This is a genomic window from Alcaligenes sp. GCM10023179 (assembly GCF_042653705.1).
Classification (GTDB): Bacteria; Pseudomonadota; Gammaproteobacteria; order Burkholderiales; family Burkholderiaceae_B; genus Alcaligenes; species Alcaligenes phenolicus.
The window spans coordinates 819,377-834,998 of the sequence record NZ_JBHSIQ010000001.1; the positions used below are offsets into that span (position 1 = coordinate 819,377).

The window sequence follows — 15,622 nt, forward strand, 5'->3', positions numbered from 1 at the left end:
TTCCTTCAGGTGTTGACACTGCTATTCAGATTGCTGGCATGCAGGCCGCATTCCAGGCTGTCGCGCTGTTCCCACCACCAGCGCCCGGCGCGCACGTCCTCACCGGGGCGAATGGCGCGCGTACAGGGCTCGCAACCTATGGAGGGGTAGCCCTGGTCGTGCAGCGGGTTGTAGGGGATGCTCAAGCCACGGATCACGGCCCAGACATCGTCCTGCGTCCATTCGATCAAGGGATTGAATTTCTGCAGCCCAAAGACGCTGTCGTATTCCTTGCTGGACAGTTCGGTGCGGCTGGCTGTTTGTTCGCGGCGCTGACCGGTAATCCAGGCTGATCGGCCTTGCAAGGCACGACGCAGTGGCTCTACCTTACGGATCGCGCAGCATTCTTTGCGCAGCTCCACACTTTCGTAAAAAGCGTGTGTGCCATGAGCGCTGACGTGTTCCTGCACCCGGTCCGGATCCGGATGAAAAAACAGGATAGGGCGTTCGTAGTGTTGCTGGATGTCCCGCCCCAGCTGCAAGGTCTCTTCGTGCAGACGACCAGTATCCAGGGTGACGGTTTGCAACTCGGGGGTGTAGATGGACATGGCATGAAACAGCACCATGTCTTCCGCAGCCAGAGAACTGGCCAGAACGGCATCCGTGTGTTCGCGCGCGATATATTGCAGATCGTCGCGCAGCTGTTTCCACAGCATCAGTGGCCGGGCGCTCAGGGCAAGCGCGGCAGGGGCTTGGGCGGGCATGATCAGATGTCCTTGCGGCAATACCAGTACCGGCCCTGCTCAAAACGGAGTCACGTGGGCCGCGCTATCGCCTTTACATGGTTCATGAAGTGATGAGCCAGTGTGCTTGCGCGAGCCCTCGCTGGGAACGAAGTATTAGTTAGGTGAATATGCCCTTGCTGTATTTAGCCGCCTTGTCATTGTGTTTTCAGGCCCGTCGGCTGGCGGCAATAATGGCGATGATGACGATGCAGGACAGCCAGGTCAGCAAGTCCACTTGCTCGCTTAACCATACTGCCGAAATCAGTACGGTCAGGAAGGGTTGGGCCAGTTGTACCTGACCAATACGGGCCACACCACCCATGGCCATGGCCTTGTACCAGGGGAAGAAACCCAGCAAGGAAGAGAACAGGGCCAGGTAGAGCAGAGCCATGACAGATTGGGAAGAGGGCATTTCTGTCATGGGAAAAGTCAGCCACAGGGTGGCAGGAATGGTCAGCGGCAAGCTGGCTGCCAGGCACCAGCAGATGGTGCGCCAGCCACCCAGGGTACGGGCAACACGCCCCCCTTCGGCATAGCCTACGCCAGACATGAATACCGCCAGAGCCAACCAGATATCGCCGGTTTGCAGGGCGCCTTCACCGATATAGAAAGCGTAGAGCAGCACCAGTACGGCACCCAGCAGGCTCAGCATCCAGAAGCGGCGGCTCAAGGGTTCACCGCTGCGGGCGGAGGCAACAATGGCGGTGGCCAAAGGAATCAGCCCGCTCAATACGGCCCCGTGCGAGGAAGGCACGGTCTGCATGGCAATCGAGGAAAACACGGGCCAGCCTACGATCACACCTGTACAGGACAGGGCGATTCCGCGCCATTCCGACGCAGTGGGGCGACGGCTGCGGGTTGCCAGCAAGATGATGGCTGCAAACACCCCCGCGATACTGGCTCGTGCCATTCCGACCAGCCAAGGGTCAAAGCTTTGCACCGCCAGCCGTGTCATGGGCAAGGTGAAGGCAAAGACGGTAACCCCGATAAAAGCGTAGAGATAGATCAGCAATGCTGGGGCGGTACTGGGCATGGGAAGACTGGTGCTGCGGCTCATGAAAATCACCACGGATAAGAAATAGGTTTATCACAGCTTTGAGCTTAAAATAAATAAACAATACAGTTGCGATACAGTTCATCAATCAGTTGGTCAAGCTGTACTGGTCAAACTTCCGCTACAGTTGGTTTTCTCGCTTGGAGCTCAGCATCATGGAATGGTTGGATTGGCAGCCCGTGCGCGGTTCGGACGTGACACTTAGCGATCAACTGGTCGCCTGGGTGCAGCAGGCCCTGCATTTGCGGTATCGGGGCGGCAGTCGCTTACCCTCTGTGCGCCGGTTGGCGCAGTCTGCCGGGGTCAGTACGCATACTGTTGTGGCCGCGTACGACAAGTTGATGGCCTTGGGCTTGGTGGAGTCCCGGCCCGGTTCCGGTTTCTTTGTGCGGGTGCGCAGCCCTCGACGCCTGCGTTCCGAATCCCTGCATGTAGAAAAGAATGAGCCGCGCAAAATAGATGTGAACTGGATGTTGAACAGTTTCATGGGGCATAGCGACAGCGCGGGCATTCCCAGTCAGTGGCTGGATAACGAGATGATTCTGGCGGCCTTGCGGCAGGTCAGCCGTAGCGCCGGCTCCAACTTGCTGGGCTATGGGCATTCGCATGGCTACAGGCCCTTGCGTCAGCACATTGCGGGACAGCTGGAAGATAGCGGCATACAGGCAGATCCTGATACGCAGCTTTTATTGTGCAGTGGTGTTACGCAGGCGCTGGATTTGCTTCTGCGCCATTGGCTACGGCCTGGTGATGCGGTTGTTGTGGAAGATCCGGCCTGGTATCTCTTGTTTGCTCGCCTGGCGGTGGTGGATGTGCGAGTGCTGAGTGTGCCACGCCGCGCAGATGGCCCGGACCTGGCGGTACTGGAACAACTGGCGCGCGAGCATCGTCCACGTCTGGTCATTTTGAATACCGTGGTGCATAACCCCACCGGCTTTAGCTTGAGTCCGGCGGTGGCGCACAGCATTCTGACTTTGGCCCAGACCTGGGACTTCCACATTATTGAAGACGATACCTATAGCGAGCTGCACGCCAATCCTGCCTGCCGTCTAGCGCAATTGGATCAGTTGAATCGGGTGACATTGGTGGGGGGCTATTCCAAAGTCATGGCAGCTGGTTTGCGGGTGGCCTATATGGCAGCAGCTCCCGAACTACTGCAGTCTTTGGTGAATCTGAAAATGCTGGCAGGGCTGACGTCACCGGAGCTGGGTGAGCGGGTCATTCACCGGGTGCTGGTAGATGGACCCTATCGCAAACACCTGGAGCGGTTGCGCCGTCACGCCAACGCCGACAGGCATAAAACCCTGGAGCAATTGGCGCATGTAGGCCTGGCGCCGGACGCACCACCCCAGGCGGGCATGTTTGTCTGGGTGGATACGGGTGTGGATACGGAAAGTCTGGTGCGCGCTTTGGGGCGACCAGGGCATTTATTGGTGCCGGGGGCCTTGTTTTCCCCGCAACAGCAACCATCTACATATATGCGTATTAATGTTTCTTTAGGCGACGATGCGCAGTTTTGGCAGGATTTTTCCCGTTGTTTGTTCAACGCCAAGCAGTCCTCCAGCCCCGTGCCCAGCGAAGTAGCCTTATAGCTTGAACGCTGATAGTTGCACTGTCATCTAGCTCTGTTAGCATAAGTCTGTGCGACGCATAGAAAGAAGTTTTTATGCGACGCGCGATAGCTAATAGCAATGAACGTTATTGCATTAATCAATTTTACTAATCGGCAGTGGCTTCCTATAATGGCTTTACTGTCAATGATTAATCACTCACCGGAGCAAATATGTCTTTGATCAACACCGTCATCAAACCTTTTAAAGCACAAGCTTTTCACAACGGCAAATTTATCGAAGTCAGCAACGAAACCGTTGCCGGTAAGTGGGCTGTTTTCGTTTTCTACCCAGCCGACTTCACGTTTGTTTGCCCAACCGAACTGGAAGACCTGGCTGACCACTATGCCGAATTCCAGAAAATGGGCGTAGAAATTTACTCGGTGTCCACCGACACTCACTTTGCTCACAAAGCATGGCACGACACTTCGGAAGCCATCAGCAAAGTTAACTACCCAATGATCGGTGACCCAACTCATCAGCTGTCGCGCAACTTTGACGTGCTGATCGAAGAGGAAGGTATCGCTCTGCGCGGTACGTTCGTGGTGAACCCAGAAGGCGAAATCAAGGTCCTGGAAATCCACGACAACGGTATCGGCCGTGTGGCTTCCGAACTGCTGCGCAAAGTTAAAGCCGCTCAGTACATCGCCGCTCACCCCGGTGAAGTTTGCCCAGCTAAATGGGAAGAAGGCGCCAAGACGCTGACTCCTTCCCTGGATCTGGTTGGCAAGATCTAAGACCTTTTAAACACGGGTCTTTAGCGGTGGTCGGCGCGCTGCGCCGCCACCCCGGTGCCTGACCGGTTCAGGCACCTCAAGTTGTTTCGTTCAGTACAGGATAAAGGGCGTTTCACATGTTAGATGCAAACATCAAAACTCAATTGAAGGCATACCTCGAGAAGATCACGCAACCGATCGAGATCGTTGCGACGCTGGATACTGGCGCCAAGTCCGTCGAGCTGCGCGAACTGTTGCAAGAAATTGATGGTCTGTCCGACAAGACCAGCTATCGCGAAGATGCGGATGCGCAAGAGCGCAAGCCTTCCTTCCAAATTAACCGTCCCGGTACCGACATTAGCGTGAGCTTTGCGGGTATCCCGATGGGACACGAATTTACCTCTTTGATCCTGGCCCTGCTGCAAGTGGGTGGCCACGAGATCAAACTGGATGCCGCTGTGATTGAGCAGATCCGTAATCTGCCCGGCGACTTTGTTTTTGAAACGTATTTCTCGCTGTCGTGCCAGAACTGTCCTGACGTGGTGCAGGCCTTGAACGCCATGTCCGTGATCAACCCACGTATCAAGCACGTGGCGATTGACGGTGCCCTGTTCCAGGACGAGGTTCAGCAGCGCAACATCATGTCGGTTCCGGCCGTGTTCTTGAATGGTGAAATGTTCCATCAAGGCCGTGCCAGTGCTGAAGAGTTGCTGGCCAAACTGGATACGGGCGATAACTCGGCTCGTGCCGAAGCCTTGAACGCCAAGGACGAGTTTGATGTGCTGATTGTGGGTGGTGGTCCTGCAGGTGCTGCCGCTGCGGTGTACGCCGCTCGCAAGGGGATTCGTACGGGTGTATTGGCCGAGCGTTTTGGTGGTCAGGTTCTGGACACCATGTCGATCGAGAACTACATCTCGGTGGTCGAGACCAATGGTCCTGCGTTTGCAACGGCGCTGGAGCAGCACGTCAAAGCCTACGATGTGGACATCATGAATCTGCATCGTGCCCAAGGGATTCGCCGTGAAGGCAAGCAGGTCATTGTGGATGTGGATGGCGGTGCTCAGCTCAAGGCCAAGTCCGTGATTCTGGCTACTGGTGCCCGCTGGCGCGAACTGAATGTGCCTGGTGAGCAGGATTACCGTAACCGTGGTGTGGCGTACTGCCCGCACTGTGATGGTCCTTTGTTCAAGGGCAAGGATGTGGCGGTGGTTGGCGGTGGTAACTCCGGCGTTGAGGCGGCAATTGACCTGGCTGGTTTGGTCAAGCACGTTACCTTGATCGAGTTCGGTGATGCCTTGCGTGCTGACCAGGTCTTGCAGACCAAGCTGCGCAGCTTGCCTAATGTGACGATCATCATGCAGGCTCAGACCACTGAAGTTCTGGGTGATGGCACCAAGGTAGTGGGTCTGAATTACCTGGACCGTGCTACTCAGGAAGCCAAGAGCCTGAAGCTGGATGGTGTGTTCGTTCAGATTGGTCTGGTGCCCAACACGGAATGGTTGAAGGGCAGCGATGTGGGGCTGTCGCGTCATGGCGAGATCGAGGTTGATGCTCGTGGTGCGACTTCGCTGGCTGGTGTGTTTGCAGCGGGTGACGTAACGACCGTTCCTTTCAAACAGATCGTTATTGCTGCAGGTGAAGGTGCCAAAGCTGCTTTGAGCGCATTTGATTACCTGATCCGTAGTTCGGCTGAAGTTGAAGAGCCGGTTGCAGAGAAAGTGACTGCTTAATTATTTCTGATTGTTGGACCTGGCTGTTCAAGAGGGCCACCCTGTTTGGGGTGGCTCTTTTTTTTGTCTGAGGGTGGGGTGACAAGTAGTTGTTGTGTATCGGGAGTGCTTCAGCATTGATTGGGTGCTTTGAGAAAAGTCGTCTCAGGAAAGACGCCGCTCAAGCCGTCTGCCCCTGCCTCGGGGCTTGACTACTTGCCGGTGCTGCGCACCGGTACCCTTGTCTGTTCTGGAATCCGGGCGCCCTGTGAACTCCCGGGGTACTTGGTCCCCCGGACCAAGTACAAGCGTCCCGCTCGAACAACACAGGGCTTGCATCCCGGATTCCAGAACAGCCCGCGGCAAGCAGTCTGAATCGCCCCGAGGCAGGGGCAGACGGCTTGAGCGGCTCGATGCATGAGATGGCGCGATTTTTCAGTCGTTTCATGTACGAGAAATTGGCAGGGATGTGGAACAAAAGAGGTGTTTGATTTCCTACGTTCCATGTGGAGACAACTGGCGGTTTGTGATGTGTTCTGAGCAGATGGTCATGAGCCTGCCAACTAGCTGTTGATGGACGCTAAATTGGCGGGGTTTCTTGTTTTCTGTTGGTCTACCTTCCTTCCTGTCTGCTTGCCTATTTGGCTGTCTGTCCATTTATTTCTTCGTGTTTACTTGTCAGTCGATCTGCTTGTCTGGCAACTAAGCACCTACCCGCCCACATGTTTTTTGATGCAGTGGCAAATCATGATCATCTTGCTCTAATTTGAATGTGCTGATGCTGATTTGTGATTCAGCTCTACATGTAAATACTTCCTCACTGCATGCACCGTCTCAGGCTTAGAAGTTGGCTTGATGCTTGCTGACGCTATAAACCACTGCTGCGGCCTGCGGGGGCGCGGGGCGATTCAGACTACTTGCCGCGGGCAGAAAGACAGGACGGGATGCAAGCATTCTGCTGTTTGAGCGCGACGCTTATAGCTCGTCCGGGGGACGAGCTATCGCGCGAGTTCAGAATGCGCCCGTCCTGTCTTTCTGACAAGGGTACCGACGCGTAGCGTCGGCAAGTGGTCAAGCCCGGCGCCCCCGCAGGCCGCAGCAGTGGTGCTTTACAGAGATTGCCTATGCATTAATCCAGGCTCTTCCAAACCGAAGCGACGTCACATAAGAAAGACATGCTCCTGCATGTACATAGCAATTCAATGCGATTGGGCCGGCCTTGGCCTAGTGTCGAGTACACGATGAGTATTCAAGGGCTAATAAATAGTCCTGCTATAAATCCCCTTCAAGCTCAGGCCAGTTCCCGCCCAATACATCCGCACAGACCTGTAGCCATGCTCTGGCCGCCTGCGACAGATACCGCCCATTCCACAGTAGCGCCACTTCCCAGTTCAATGCCGGTTCCACTACTTCTTTGGCAACCCAGTCCCCCGGTTCCAGCCGAGAAAGAAACGGCTGGGGCAACAAAGCGACTCCCATTCCCGCCTGTGCCATGGAAGCCACCCAATCCCATTGATTGCTCTGGGCAGCAATATTCGCCCGCAAGCCCGCATGGGCGAAAGCACGCCGCAACATACGGGTCAGGGCATAGTCTTCGCCCAGGAAAATCAAAGGATGCTTTTCCAACTCCCGTAGCTTGATCTTCTTTTGCGCACCGGCCAGCGTATCTTTATGGCCAATCGCCCAAACCGCATGCTTGGCCACGGGGGTAGCCGATACATTCAGCTCCGGCCCCAAAGGCAGAATACTCAGCCCCATTTCAACCGTGCCCGCCGCAACCATGCGCTCAATCCCCATGCCGGTTTCTTCATGCAGAATCAACTCGATCTGCGGATGCCGGTTTTTGAAAGTCTTGAGCACTTCCGTAAACAGCACATTAATCATGGGCGGAATACCCAGATCCAGGCGGCCGCGTTGCAAGGCCTGAACTTCGTGAACCTCTCGCAGCAAGCCCTGCATGCTCTGCAGAACTTCCTGCCCCCGCTCCAGCACCACCTTGCCACAATCAGTCAGCTGTAATTGACGGTGATCACGAATCAGCAGGGGCTCGCCCAGCTCATCTTCCAGCTGCTTCACCATCTTGCTGATGGTCGATTGCGTCACGTTCAGGCTCTGCGCAGCTTGCGTAAAGCTTTGATGTTTAACGGTTTCAATGAAGTATCGCAAGGATCGGATGTCCATGATTGGCAGGCCTTTTATCTATGACTTTTACGACTTCTTGGGAGTTATTTTATTCATTATGGCGATGCTATGCTGGCTTTGTTCAAAAAACATAAACGCCTGTTGTCAGGGCGATTTCGGCTTTTTATCTCCGGCTTGTACAGCCCCTATTTTTAAAGCGTGATGTCGTTCTGTTGCGTGAAGATTTCGCCTGGCGCTTTCGGCCCTGGCTCCTTCCGAAAGCAACAACAGGTAGATCAATGACACAGAGACAGGAGCACACGATGTTCAAGGATCGCATTCGTTCCCCCGAATTGGAAGGCAAAGTCATGACCGCTCAGGAGGCAGTCGCCTTCTTCAAAGACGGGATGAATGTCGGCATGAGCGGTTTCACCCGCGCTGGGGACTGTAAGGTCATGCCTCGTGCCTTGGCCGAGCGCGCCCAGACCGAGCAATTAAAACTGAATGTGGTTACCGGCGCTTCGCTGGGTAATGATAGCGACGGCATGATGGCCGAGGCCGGTGTTCTGGCTCGCCGCTCGCCGTTTCAAGTGGACTCGGTGCTACGCCGTCATATCAATGAAGGCAAGGTCCTGTTTACCGATCAGCACTTGTCCCTGACTGTAGAGCACATGCGCTCGGGTAACCTGCCTGCCATCGACATCGCTGTCATTGAAGCGGTTGCCATTACAGAAACCGGTGCAATTGTGCCGACGACCTCGGTAGGCAACTCGGCCAGCTTTGCCCAGCAAGCCAAACAAATCATTGTTGAGCTGAACCTGAGCATGCCAGTGGAAATGGAAGGCTTGCACGATATCTATGTGCCCGAGGCTCGCCCCAACCGTCAGCCTATTGAACTGACGGATGTGGACCAGCGTATTGGTACCACCGCCATTCAGGTGGATCCTTCCCGCATCGTGGGTATTGTGGTGACCGACGCTTTGGACAGCCCCTCCAGCGTGCTGCCACCTGATGAAGAAACCCAGGCAATTGCCGGTCACATTATTGAATTCCTGAAAGGCGAAGTAGACGCTGGCCGTATGAGCCACTCCTTGCTGCCCTTGCAGGTGGGCATCGGCACGATTGCCAATGCCGTGACTTACGGCCTGCTGGATTCTCCCTTCACCGACCTGAAGATGTACTCGGAAGTCTTGCAGGACAGCGCGATTGCCATGCTGGACTCCGGCCAGCTGAGCTTTGCCTCGGCTTCGTCCTTGACGCTGTCTGCTCCCAAGATGGCGCAGTTCCTTGAAGGCCTGGAAAACTACCGCGACAAGCTGGTGCTGCGTCCACAGGAAATCAGTAATCACCCAGAATTGGTGCGTCGCTTGGGCATTATTGCGATCAACACCGCCCTGGAATTTGATATCTACGGCAACGTGAACTCCACGCACGTCTGTGGCACCCATATGATGAATGGCATTGGCGGTTCCGGCGACTTCGCCCGTAATGCGCACCTGTCCATTTTTGTCAGCAAGTCCGTCGCCAAGGATGGCGCCATCTCCAGCGTGGTGCCTATGGCATCGCACGTCGACCATTGCGAGCACGATGTGGCCGTGCTGGTTTCCGAATGGGGCCTGGCTGATTTGCGCGGTTTGGCTCCTCGTGAACGTGCCCGCGTCATCATCGAAAAATGTGCCCACCCCGACTACCGTCCTGCTTTGCTGGACTATCTTGAGCGCGCCAGCCAACGTGGTGGCCACACGCCCCACATCCTGGAAGAGGCCTTGTCCTGGCACGTTCGTTTCCAGCAAGAAGGCACCATGAAACAGGAGCAGTTCCAGACCCAGGAACTTGCGACTGCGTAGTCCATCAGGTCTGGTAATGCGTAGCCGAGTCAGTCCGGCAGCGTAGACCTTACAAATTGACCTGATCGCCCCTGGCATTCCACCCGTGCCAGGGGCATTTTTTTAGCGCTAAAATTGCGGATTCTGCTGCGTTTAGCGAGGCCGGCGTGTTCGAACAAATCGGTATTGTCAATTTCTGGGCCTTTGTGGTGGGTACGGTGTTTATCGTGCTTTTGCCCGGACCCAATTCTTTATACGTCCTGGCCAGTGGCGCCGGACATGGCGTGCGCGAAGGCTATAAAGCAGCCTTGGGCGTTGTCGTGGGCGACGGCATTTTGATGACGCTGACGGCCTTGGGCGCTGCCTCGCTGCTCAAGACGCTGCCCATGTTGTATATGGGCATACGCTGGCTGGGTGCGGCCTATTTGCTGTATTTGGGTGTGCGGCTGTTACAGTCGGCCTTCAGGCAAGGCGGCCCGGTTCAGTCTGTGGACACGCGCTTGCGTCACGAGACCCGCTTTCGCAAGGCCTTGCTCCTGAGTTTGTTGAACCCCAAGGCCATCTTGTTCTTCCTGTCCTTCTTCGTGCAATTTGTGGACCCGTCCAAAGGTCACACGGGCCTGGCCTTTATGTTGCTGGGCCTGGTGGTGGAACTGATCAGCATTTGTTATTTGTCTTTGCTGATTTTTGGTGGTGATCGCCTGGCAGGAATTTTCCGACGCCATCAGCGTCTGTCCCGGATGGGCAATGGCTCGGTGGGGCTGCTGTTCATGGGCTTTGCCGCCCGTATGATCAGCGACTAAGCCAGTTGCTTCAGAGCGCAGCAGTTCTGACAGCACTTATTTATCAGTTTTAAGGAAAACACCATGAGTAGCAAAATCCGTGTCGGTATTGCAGGTTACGGCAATTTAGGGCGAGGCGTAGAGCTGGCCCTGGCACAAAACCCGGACATGGAGCTGGTCAGCGTTTTTACTCGTCGTGACCCTGCTTCCTTGCGTCTGCAAAGTGCAGGCGTGCCCGTGCGTGCCCTGGACCAGATCGAACAGTACCGCAATGATATTGACGTGCTGATTCTCTGTGGTGGCTCTAAAAATGACTTGCCCGAACAAGGCCCGGCCTTGGCCCGCTGGTTCACGACGGTAGACAGCTTTGATACCCACGCCCGTATCCCCGAATACTATGAAGCCGTGGATGCCGCCGCCAAAGGCGCAGGCACGACCGCCTTGATCGCGGTGGGTTGGGACCCAGGCCTGTTCTCGCTGAATCGCTTGTATGGCGAGTGTGTCTTGCCTGTTGGCCAGACGTACACCTTCTGGGGCAAGGGCTTGAGTCAAGGTCACTCCGATGCCATCCGCCGTGTGGCCGGTGTAGCCGGTGGTGTGCAATACACCTTGCCTATCGAAGCAGCGGTACAGCGTGTGCGCAACGGGGAGCAGCCCGAGCTGAGCACACGTGAAAAACACAAGCGTCAGTGCTTTGTGGTCCTGGAAGAGGGCGCCAGCGCCGACGCCGTACGTGAAGCCATTGTGACCATGCCCGATTACTTCGCGGACTACGACACGGAAGTCAACTTCATTGACGCTGAAACCCTGGCACGCGATCACGCGGCCATGCCACACGGTGGTTTTGTGATTCGTAGCGGTCAGTCCGGCGCGGGTTCGCAACAAGTGGTTGAATACGCCTTGAACCTGGGCAGCAACCCGGAATTTACCTCCAGTGTGCTGGTTGCCTATGCGCGTGCGGCTTACCGCATGAACCAGCAAGGTCAAATCGGTGCCCAGTCCGTGTTGGACGTGGCTCCTGGCCTGTTGTCGCCTAAATCGCCTGCGCAACTGCGTAAAGAACTGCTGTAAATCCTGGTTTCAGGCTGCGGCCCGGCTCAGCTTGCCTGAGTCGGGCCGCAGGTCTTGCTGGTTTGCGCACAAATGATTCAGTCGGTCAATAAAGGGTAAAATAGCGCCCATTCCTCACTAAATTGAGTGTTCTCATGCGCTTATTGATCGCACTGCTCCTGCCCTGGTTGGTCTTTTTCACGATCGGTCGGCCTGTAGCGGGTATTATTTGCCTGATTTTGCAGTTGACCGTCATTGGATGGATACCGGCCGCTATTTGGGCGGTATATTCTCTTAGCCAATACAAAACTGACAAGAAAATCGAGCAAGCCCTGGGCAAGCGTTAAGCCCTAGGTTTTCCTTCCTTTTTGCACGTCTGAGCAGGCCATGATGCGCTTGCTCGGGCGTTTTATACTTTTTTGCTGATACAGCCATGACCCTATCGTCTCCCGTGGGCCATTCTTCTGAGTCCGGTGAGCAAACGGTATCCGTAGACCCCAAGGCTGTGCCACGCCTGGAACTTCGCAATATCACCAAGGCCTATCCGGCGGTGGTAGCCAACGACAATATTTCCCTCTCTATTCTGCCGGGGCAGATTCATGCCGTGCTGGGGGAGAATGGCGCGGGTAAATCCACCTTGATGAAGATCATCTACGGTGTGGTCAAACCCGATCAGGGCCAGATTCTGTGGGACGGCCAGCCCGTCCAGATCAGCAGTCCGGCGGCGGCCCGACAGTTGGGCATCGGTATGGTGTTCCAGCATTTTTCTTTGTTTGACACCCTGACTGTCACGGAAAACATTGCATTGGGTCTGCCTGCTTCGACCAATATGCAGGAGCTGGCTGGTCGAATTAGTGAAACGGCCAGTCAATATGGTCTGGATCTGGACCCCCAACGTCATATCCATACTTTGTCCGTGGGCGAGTGCCAGCGGGTTGAAATTGTGCGTGCCTTGCTGGGCAAGCCCAAGCTGCTGATTCTGGATGAGCCAACCTCGGTATTGACCCCACAGGCAGTACGCCGCTTGTTTGGCACTTTGCGTCAACTGGCTGCTGAGGGTTGCAGCATTGTCTATATCAGCCACAAGCTCGATGAAATCCGTGAGCTGTGCAATGCCTGTACGGTCATGCGTATGGGCAAGGTCACCGGCTATTGCGACCCTCGCGAAGAAACCACGGCCAGCCTGTCGCGCCTGATGATTGGCGCCGAGCCTCAGTCTCTGGGTGAGCGCAGCATGCAACAAGGCGGGACGCTCTTGCAGGTGCGTAATCTGCAGTTAAGCAAATCCCATCCTTTTGCCTGTGAATTGCAGGATGTCAGTTTTGATCTGCACCAGGGCGAAATTCTGGGAGTAGCCGGTATTTCCGGTAATGGTCAGCAGGAGTTGCTGGCTGCCTTGTCAGGTGAAGATACCCGCGCACGGGCAGACATGATTTTGCTGGATGGTCAGGCGATTGCCCAACGCGATGCGGCTTGGCGACGAGATCAGGGCATGGGCTTCGTACCTGAAGAACGCTTGGGACGCGGTGCTGTACCGGAATTGTCTTTGGCTCAGAACCTGCTGCTGTCTCATCAGAACCCGGAAACGGTGAAGCGCGGTTTTCTGCGTTTTCCCAGCATTCGCCGTCTGGCAGGCGGGATTATCAAGCGTTTCCGCGTCAAGACTTCCAACGAGCAGGCCGCAGCCAACAGCCTGTCAGGCGGGAATCTGCAAAAGTACATTATTGGCCGCGAGGTCACCCGTCAGCCTCGTATTCTGGTGATTGCCCAGCCCACCTGGGGGGTGGACGTAGGGGCTGCCGCCCAGATCCACGCCGAGCTGCTGGCCCTGCGCGATGCGGGCTGTGCCTTGCTGGTCATTTCTGAAGAGCTGGATGAATTGTTTGCGATTGCCGATCGCCTGATTGTTATCTCCAAAGGTCGTATGTCTCCCTCTATTCCCGTGGCGCAAGCCAGTATTGATCAGATTGGGCAATGGATGAGCGGTTTGTGGGAGGAGGGTGAACATGCTCAGGCTTGAGACTCGTGCCACGCCCTCTACCTTGATGGCCTGGTGCTCCCCTTTGCTGGCTGTCTTGCTGACCATGGTGGTCGCCGGAACCTTGTTCTGGTCGCTGGGCAAGAATCCTCTGGCGGGTTTGAACGTATTTTTTCTGGAGCCTTTGCGTGACCTGAATGGTTGGGCCGAGGTGGGCGTCAAACTGGTGCCTTTGCTGCTGATCTCGGTCGGTCTGGCCATCTGTTTCAGAGCCAATATTTTCAACATCGGGGCGGAAGGGCAGTTGGTGATGGGCGCCTTGGCAGCCGGGGCCTTTATTCTGCAAGTGGACGATGGCGATAACGGTGGTTTTTTCCTGATTACCGTGGCTTTGGCCTGCGGCATGCTGGGCGGCATGGCCTGGGCTGCTATTGTGGCTTTCCTGAAAGATCGCTTCAATGCCAACGAGATTCTGGTGTCCCTGATGCTGGTCTATGTGGCCCAGCACTTGCTCAGCTATCTGGTACACGGTGCCTTGCGCGATCCCGATGGCTTTGGTTTTCCGCAGTCCAGCCTGTTCTCGGACGGCTTTTTGTTGCCCGCGGTCTTGCCCGGCACGCGCTTGCATAGCGGTATTGTGCTGGCAGTGATTGCGTCGGTGGCGGCCTGGCTTTTCCTGACTCGCAGCATGGCCGGTTTCCGCTTGCGCGTGGGGGGTATGGCTCCATTGGCTGCTCGTTACGCCGGTTTCTCTTCCCGTAAAGCCTTGTGGAGTTCCTTGCTGATTTCGGGGGCATTGGCCGGTCTGGCTGGTGCAGCGGAAGTCATGGGTCCGGTTGGGCAACTGACTCCTTCGATTTCTCCCGGCTATGGTTTTGCGGCCATTATTGTGGCCTTTGTGGGGCGACTGCACCCGCTGGGACTGATTTTTTCCTCTTTTGTGATGTCCTTGCTCTATATCGGTGGGGAATTGGCCCAAAGTCGTTTGGGCTTGCCCAATGCGATTACTGGCATTTTCCAGGGCATCCTCTTGTTTTCCTTGTTGGCTTGTGACGTGCTCATCACCAAGCGTTTGGTCTGGAGAAAGTAATGGACGCGATTGCACCTTTGCTCGCCGCAACCATCAACGCAGGCACCCCTTTGCTCCTGGCAGCCTTGGGTTTGCTGATTAATGAAAAGTCGGGCGTCATCAATCTGGGCTCGGAAGGCATGATGCTGATGGCGGCCATTGTGGGCTTTGCGGTGGCCGTGCAAACCGGTAGCCCTGCTTTGGGCTTTGTGCTGGGCGCGGTGGTTGGCATGGTCATGGCAGCCGCCTTTGCCTGGCTGACCGTCTGGCTGGGCGCGAATCAGGTGGCTTGTGGTTTGGCCCTGTCCTTATTCGGGGTAGGGGCCTCGGCCTATATTGGCTTGCCCTTTACCGGCAACTCCCTGGTCGTGACCAAGCTGTCCATTCCCGTGCTGAAAGATATTCCCCTGATCGGGCCTGCTTTTTTCCAGCAGCATTACATGGTCTATGTGTCCTGGGTGCTGTGTATTGCCGTGGCCTGGTTCCTGACTCGTACCCGCTCCGGTCTGGTGCTGCGCGCGGTGGGTGAGTCGCCTGCCTCGGCGCACTCGCTGGGCTACAACGTGCGCTACATTCGCCTGGGTGCCTTGATGTTTGGTGGTGCCTGCTGCGGTCTGGCCGGTGCCTTCATCTGTCTGGTTTACACGCCCATGTGGGTCGAGAATATGGTTGCCGGGCGCGGCTGGATTGCGTTGGCGCTGACGACGTTTGCAACCTGGCGTCCCTGGCGCGTCATGCTGGGCGCTTACTTGTTTGGTGGGGTCACGATCCTGACCTATCATGCGCAGGCTCTGGGTGTTCCGGTAGCCTCGCAATTGCTGGCCATGATGCCGTATCTGGCCACAATTATTGTGCTGGTTTTAATTTCCCGAAACGCTAACTGGATCAGGTTGAATATGCCTGCATCGCTTGGCAAAAACTTCAATCCCAACAACTAGAGGAC

At 55.9% G+C, this 15,622-nt stretch carries 13 protein-coding genes; 10 read left to right on the forward strand and 3 right to left on the reverse strand.

Annotation, left to right across the window (positions count from 1 at the left end; translation table 11 throughout):
* Positions 1–5 precede the first annotated feature (5 nt).
* Together ACFPDR_RS03620 and ACFPDR_RS03625 are read right to left on the reverse strand one after the other, a co-directional pair.
* Positions 6–743 (reverse strand): phosphoadenylyl-sulfate reductase, encoded by a 738-nt coding sequence (locus ACFPDR_RS03620; protein WP_035273336.1) that lies wholly within the window; start codon positions 741–743, stop codon positions 6–8.
* 187 nt (positions 744–930) lie between these two features.
* On the reverse strand, positions 931–1,821 hold the full coding sequence (locus tag ACFPDR_RS03625) for a DMT family transporter (protein ID WP_026485485.1): 891 nt from the start codon (positions 1,819–1,821) through the stop codon (positions 931–933).
* Positions 1,822–1,973: 152 nt separating this feature from the next.
* On the opposite strand from ACFPDR_RS03625, the gene ACFPDR_RS03630 reads away from it, so the two are divergent.
* From ACFPDR_RS03630 to ahpF, 3 genes are all read left to right on the forward strand, one after another.
* Entirely contained in the window at positions 1,974–3,410 is a 1,437-nt protein-coding gene (locus ACFPDR_RS03630) for a PLP-dependent aminotransferase family protein (protein WP_251197117.1), read from the forward strand.
* 191 nt (positions 3,411–3,601) lie between these two features.
* Positions 3,602–4,165, forward strand: coding sequence for an alkyl hydroperoxide reductase subunit C (gene ahpC / locus ACFPDR_RS03635; protein WP_009454841.1), 564 nt, complete (start codon positions 3,602–3,604; stop codon positions 4,163–4,165).
* Between the two features lie 116 nt (positions 4,166–4,281).
* The gene (gene ahpF, locus ACFPDR_RS03640) at positions 4,282–5,874 is read left to right on the forward strand and encodes an alkyl hydroperoxide reductase subunit F (RefSeq protein ID WP_026485487.1); all 1,593 of its coding nucleotides are present in this window, start codon (positions 4,282–4,284) and stop codon (positions 5,872–5,874) included.
* A gap of 1,251 nt (positions 5,875–7,125) precedes the next feature.
* Here ahpF and ACFPDR_RS03645 read toward each other — a convergent pair.
* A complete protein-coding gene (locus ACFPDR_RS03645) occupies positions 7,126–8,034 on the reverse strand; it encodes a LysR family transcriptional regulator (protein ID WP_083054460.1) in 909 nt (302 codons plus the stop codon).
* A gap of 263 nt (positions 8,035–8,297) precedes the next feature.
* Between ACFPDR_RS03645 and ACFPDR_RS03650 the strand changes: the two genes are divergently transcribed.
* The 7 genes from ACFPDR_RS03650 to ACFPDR_RS03680 all read left to right on the forward strand — a co-directional run bounded on the left by ACFPDR_RS03650 (position 8,298) and on the right by ACFPDR_RS03680 (position 15,617).
* The gene (locus ACFPDR_RS03650) at positions 8,298–9,821 is read left to right on the forward strand and encodes an acetyl-CoA hydrolase/transferase family protein (protein ID WP_083054458.1); all 1,524 of its coding nucleotides are present in this window, start codon (positions 8,298–8,300) and stop codon (positions 9,819–9,821) included.
* 146 nt (positions 9,822–9,967) lie between these two features.
* A complete protein-coding gene (gene leuE / locus ACFPDR_RS03655) occupies positions 9,968–10,603 on the forward strand; it encodes a leucine efflux protein LeuE (RefSeq protein WP_026485490.1) in 636 nt (211 codons plus the stop codon).
* 63 nt (positions 10,604–10,666) lie between these two features.
* A complete protein-coding gene (locus tag ACFPDR_RS03660; protein ID WP_009454851.1) occupies positions 10,667–11,653 on the forward strand; it encodes a diaminopimelate dehydrogenase in 987 nt (328 codons plus the stop codon).
* 134 nt (positions 11,654–11,787) lie between these two features.
* Positions 11,788–11,979, forward strand: coding sequence for a YqaE/Pmp3 family membrane protein (locus tag ACFPDR_RS03665; protein WP_009454854.1), 192 nt, complete (start codon positions 11,788–11,790; stop codon positions 11,977–11,979).
* Positions 11,980–12,065: 86 nt separating this feature from the next.
* Entirely contained in the window at positions 12,066–13,652 is a 1,587-nt protein-coding gene (locus ACFPDR_RS03670; protein WP_302357635.1) for an ABC transporter ATP-binding protein, read from the forward strand.
* Entirely contained in the window at positions 13,639–14,700 is a 1,062-nt protein-coding gene (locus ACFPDR_RS03675; protein ID WP_026485492.1) for an ABC transporter permease, read from the forward strand. Before ACFPDR_RS03670 ends, ACFPDR_RS03675 begins: the two co-directional genes overlap by 14 nt.
* Positions 14,700–15,617: an ABC transporter permease gene (locus ACFPDR_RS03680; RefSeq protein WP_009454860.1), complete on the forward strand. Its 918-nt coding sequence runs from the start codon at positions 14,700–14,702 to the stop codon at positions 15,615–15,617. Before ACFPDR_RS03675 ends, ACFPDR_RS03680 begins: the two co-directional genes overlap by 1 nt.
* The last annotated feature ends 5 nt before the right edge of the window (positions 15,618–15,622 follow it).

What these genes read in the sequence shown, in the direction of transcription:
- ACFPDR_RS03650 (WP_083054458.1), top strand. Translation starts at nt 8,298, where the DNA reads ATGTTCAAGGATCGCATTCGTTCCCCCGAATTGGAAGGCAAAGTCATG.
- ACFPDR_RS03660 (WP_009454851.1), top strand. Translation starts at nt 10,667, where the DNA reads ATGAGTAGCAAAATCCGTGTCGGTATTGCAGGTTACGGCAATTTAGGG.
- ACFPDR_RS03625 (WP_026485485.1), bottom strand. Translation starts at nt 1,821, where the DNA reads ATGAGCCGCAGCACCAGTCTTCCCATGCCCAGTACCGCCCCAGCATTG.
- ACFPDR_RS03645 (WP_083054460.1), bottom strand. Translation starts at nt 8,034, where the DNA reads ATGGACATCCGATCCTTGCGATACTTCATTGAAACCGTTAAACATCAA.
- ACFPDR_RS03665 (WP_009454854.1), top strand. Translation starts at nt 11,788, where the DNA reads ATGCGCTTATTGATCGCACTGCTCCTGCCCTGGTTGGTCTTTTTCACG.
- ACFPDR_RS03670 (WP_302357635.1), top strand. Translation starts at nt 12,066, where the DNA reads ATGACCCTATCGTCTCCCGTGGGCCATTCTTCTGAGTCCGGTGAGCAA.
- ACFPDR_RS03620 (WP_035273336.1), bottom strand. Translation starts at nt 743, where the DNA reads ATGCCCGCCCAAGCCCCTGCCGCGCTTGCCCTGAGCGCCCGGCCACTG.
- ACFPDR_RS03680 (WP_009454860.1), top strand. Translation starts at nt 14,700, where the DNA reads ATGGACGCGATTGCACCTTTGCTCGCCGCAACCATCAACGCAGGCACC.
- ACFPDR_RS03675 (WP_026485492.1), top strand. Translation starts at nt 13,639, where the DNA reads ATGCTCAGGCTTGAGACTCGTGCCACGCCCTCTACCTTGATGGCCTGG.
- ahpF (WP_026485487.1), top strand. Translation starts at nt 4,282, where the DNA reads ATGTTAGATGCAAACATCAAAACTCAATTGAAGGCATACCTCGAGAAG.
- ahpC (WP_009454841.1), top strand. Translation starts at nt 3,602, where the DNA reads ATGTCTTTGATCAACACCGTCATCAAACCTTTTAAAGCACAAGCTTTT.
- ACFPDR_RS03630 (WP_251197117.1), top strand. Translation starts at nt 1,974, where the DNA reads ATGGAATGGTTGGATTGGCAGCCCGTGCGCGGTTCGGACGTGACACTT.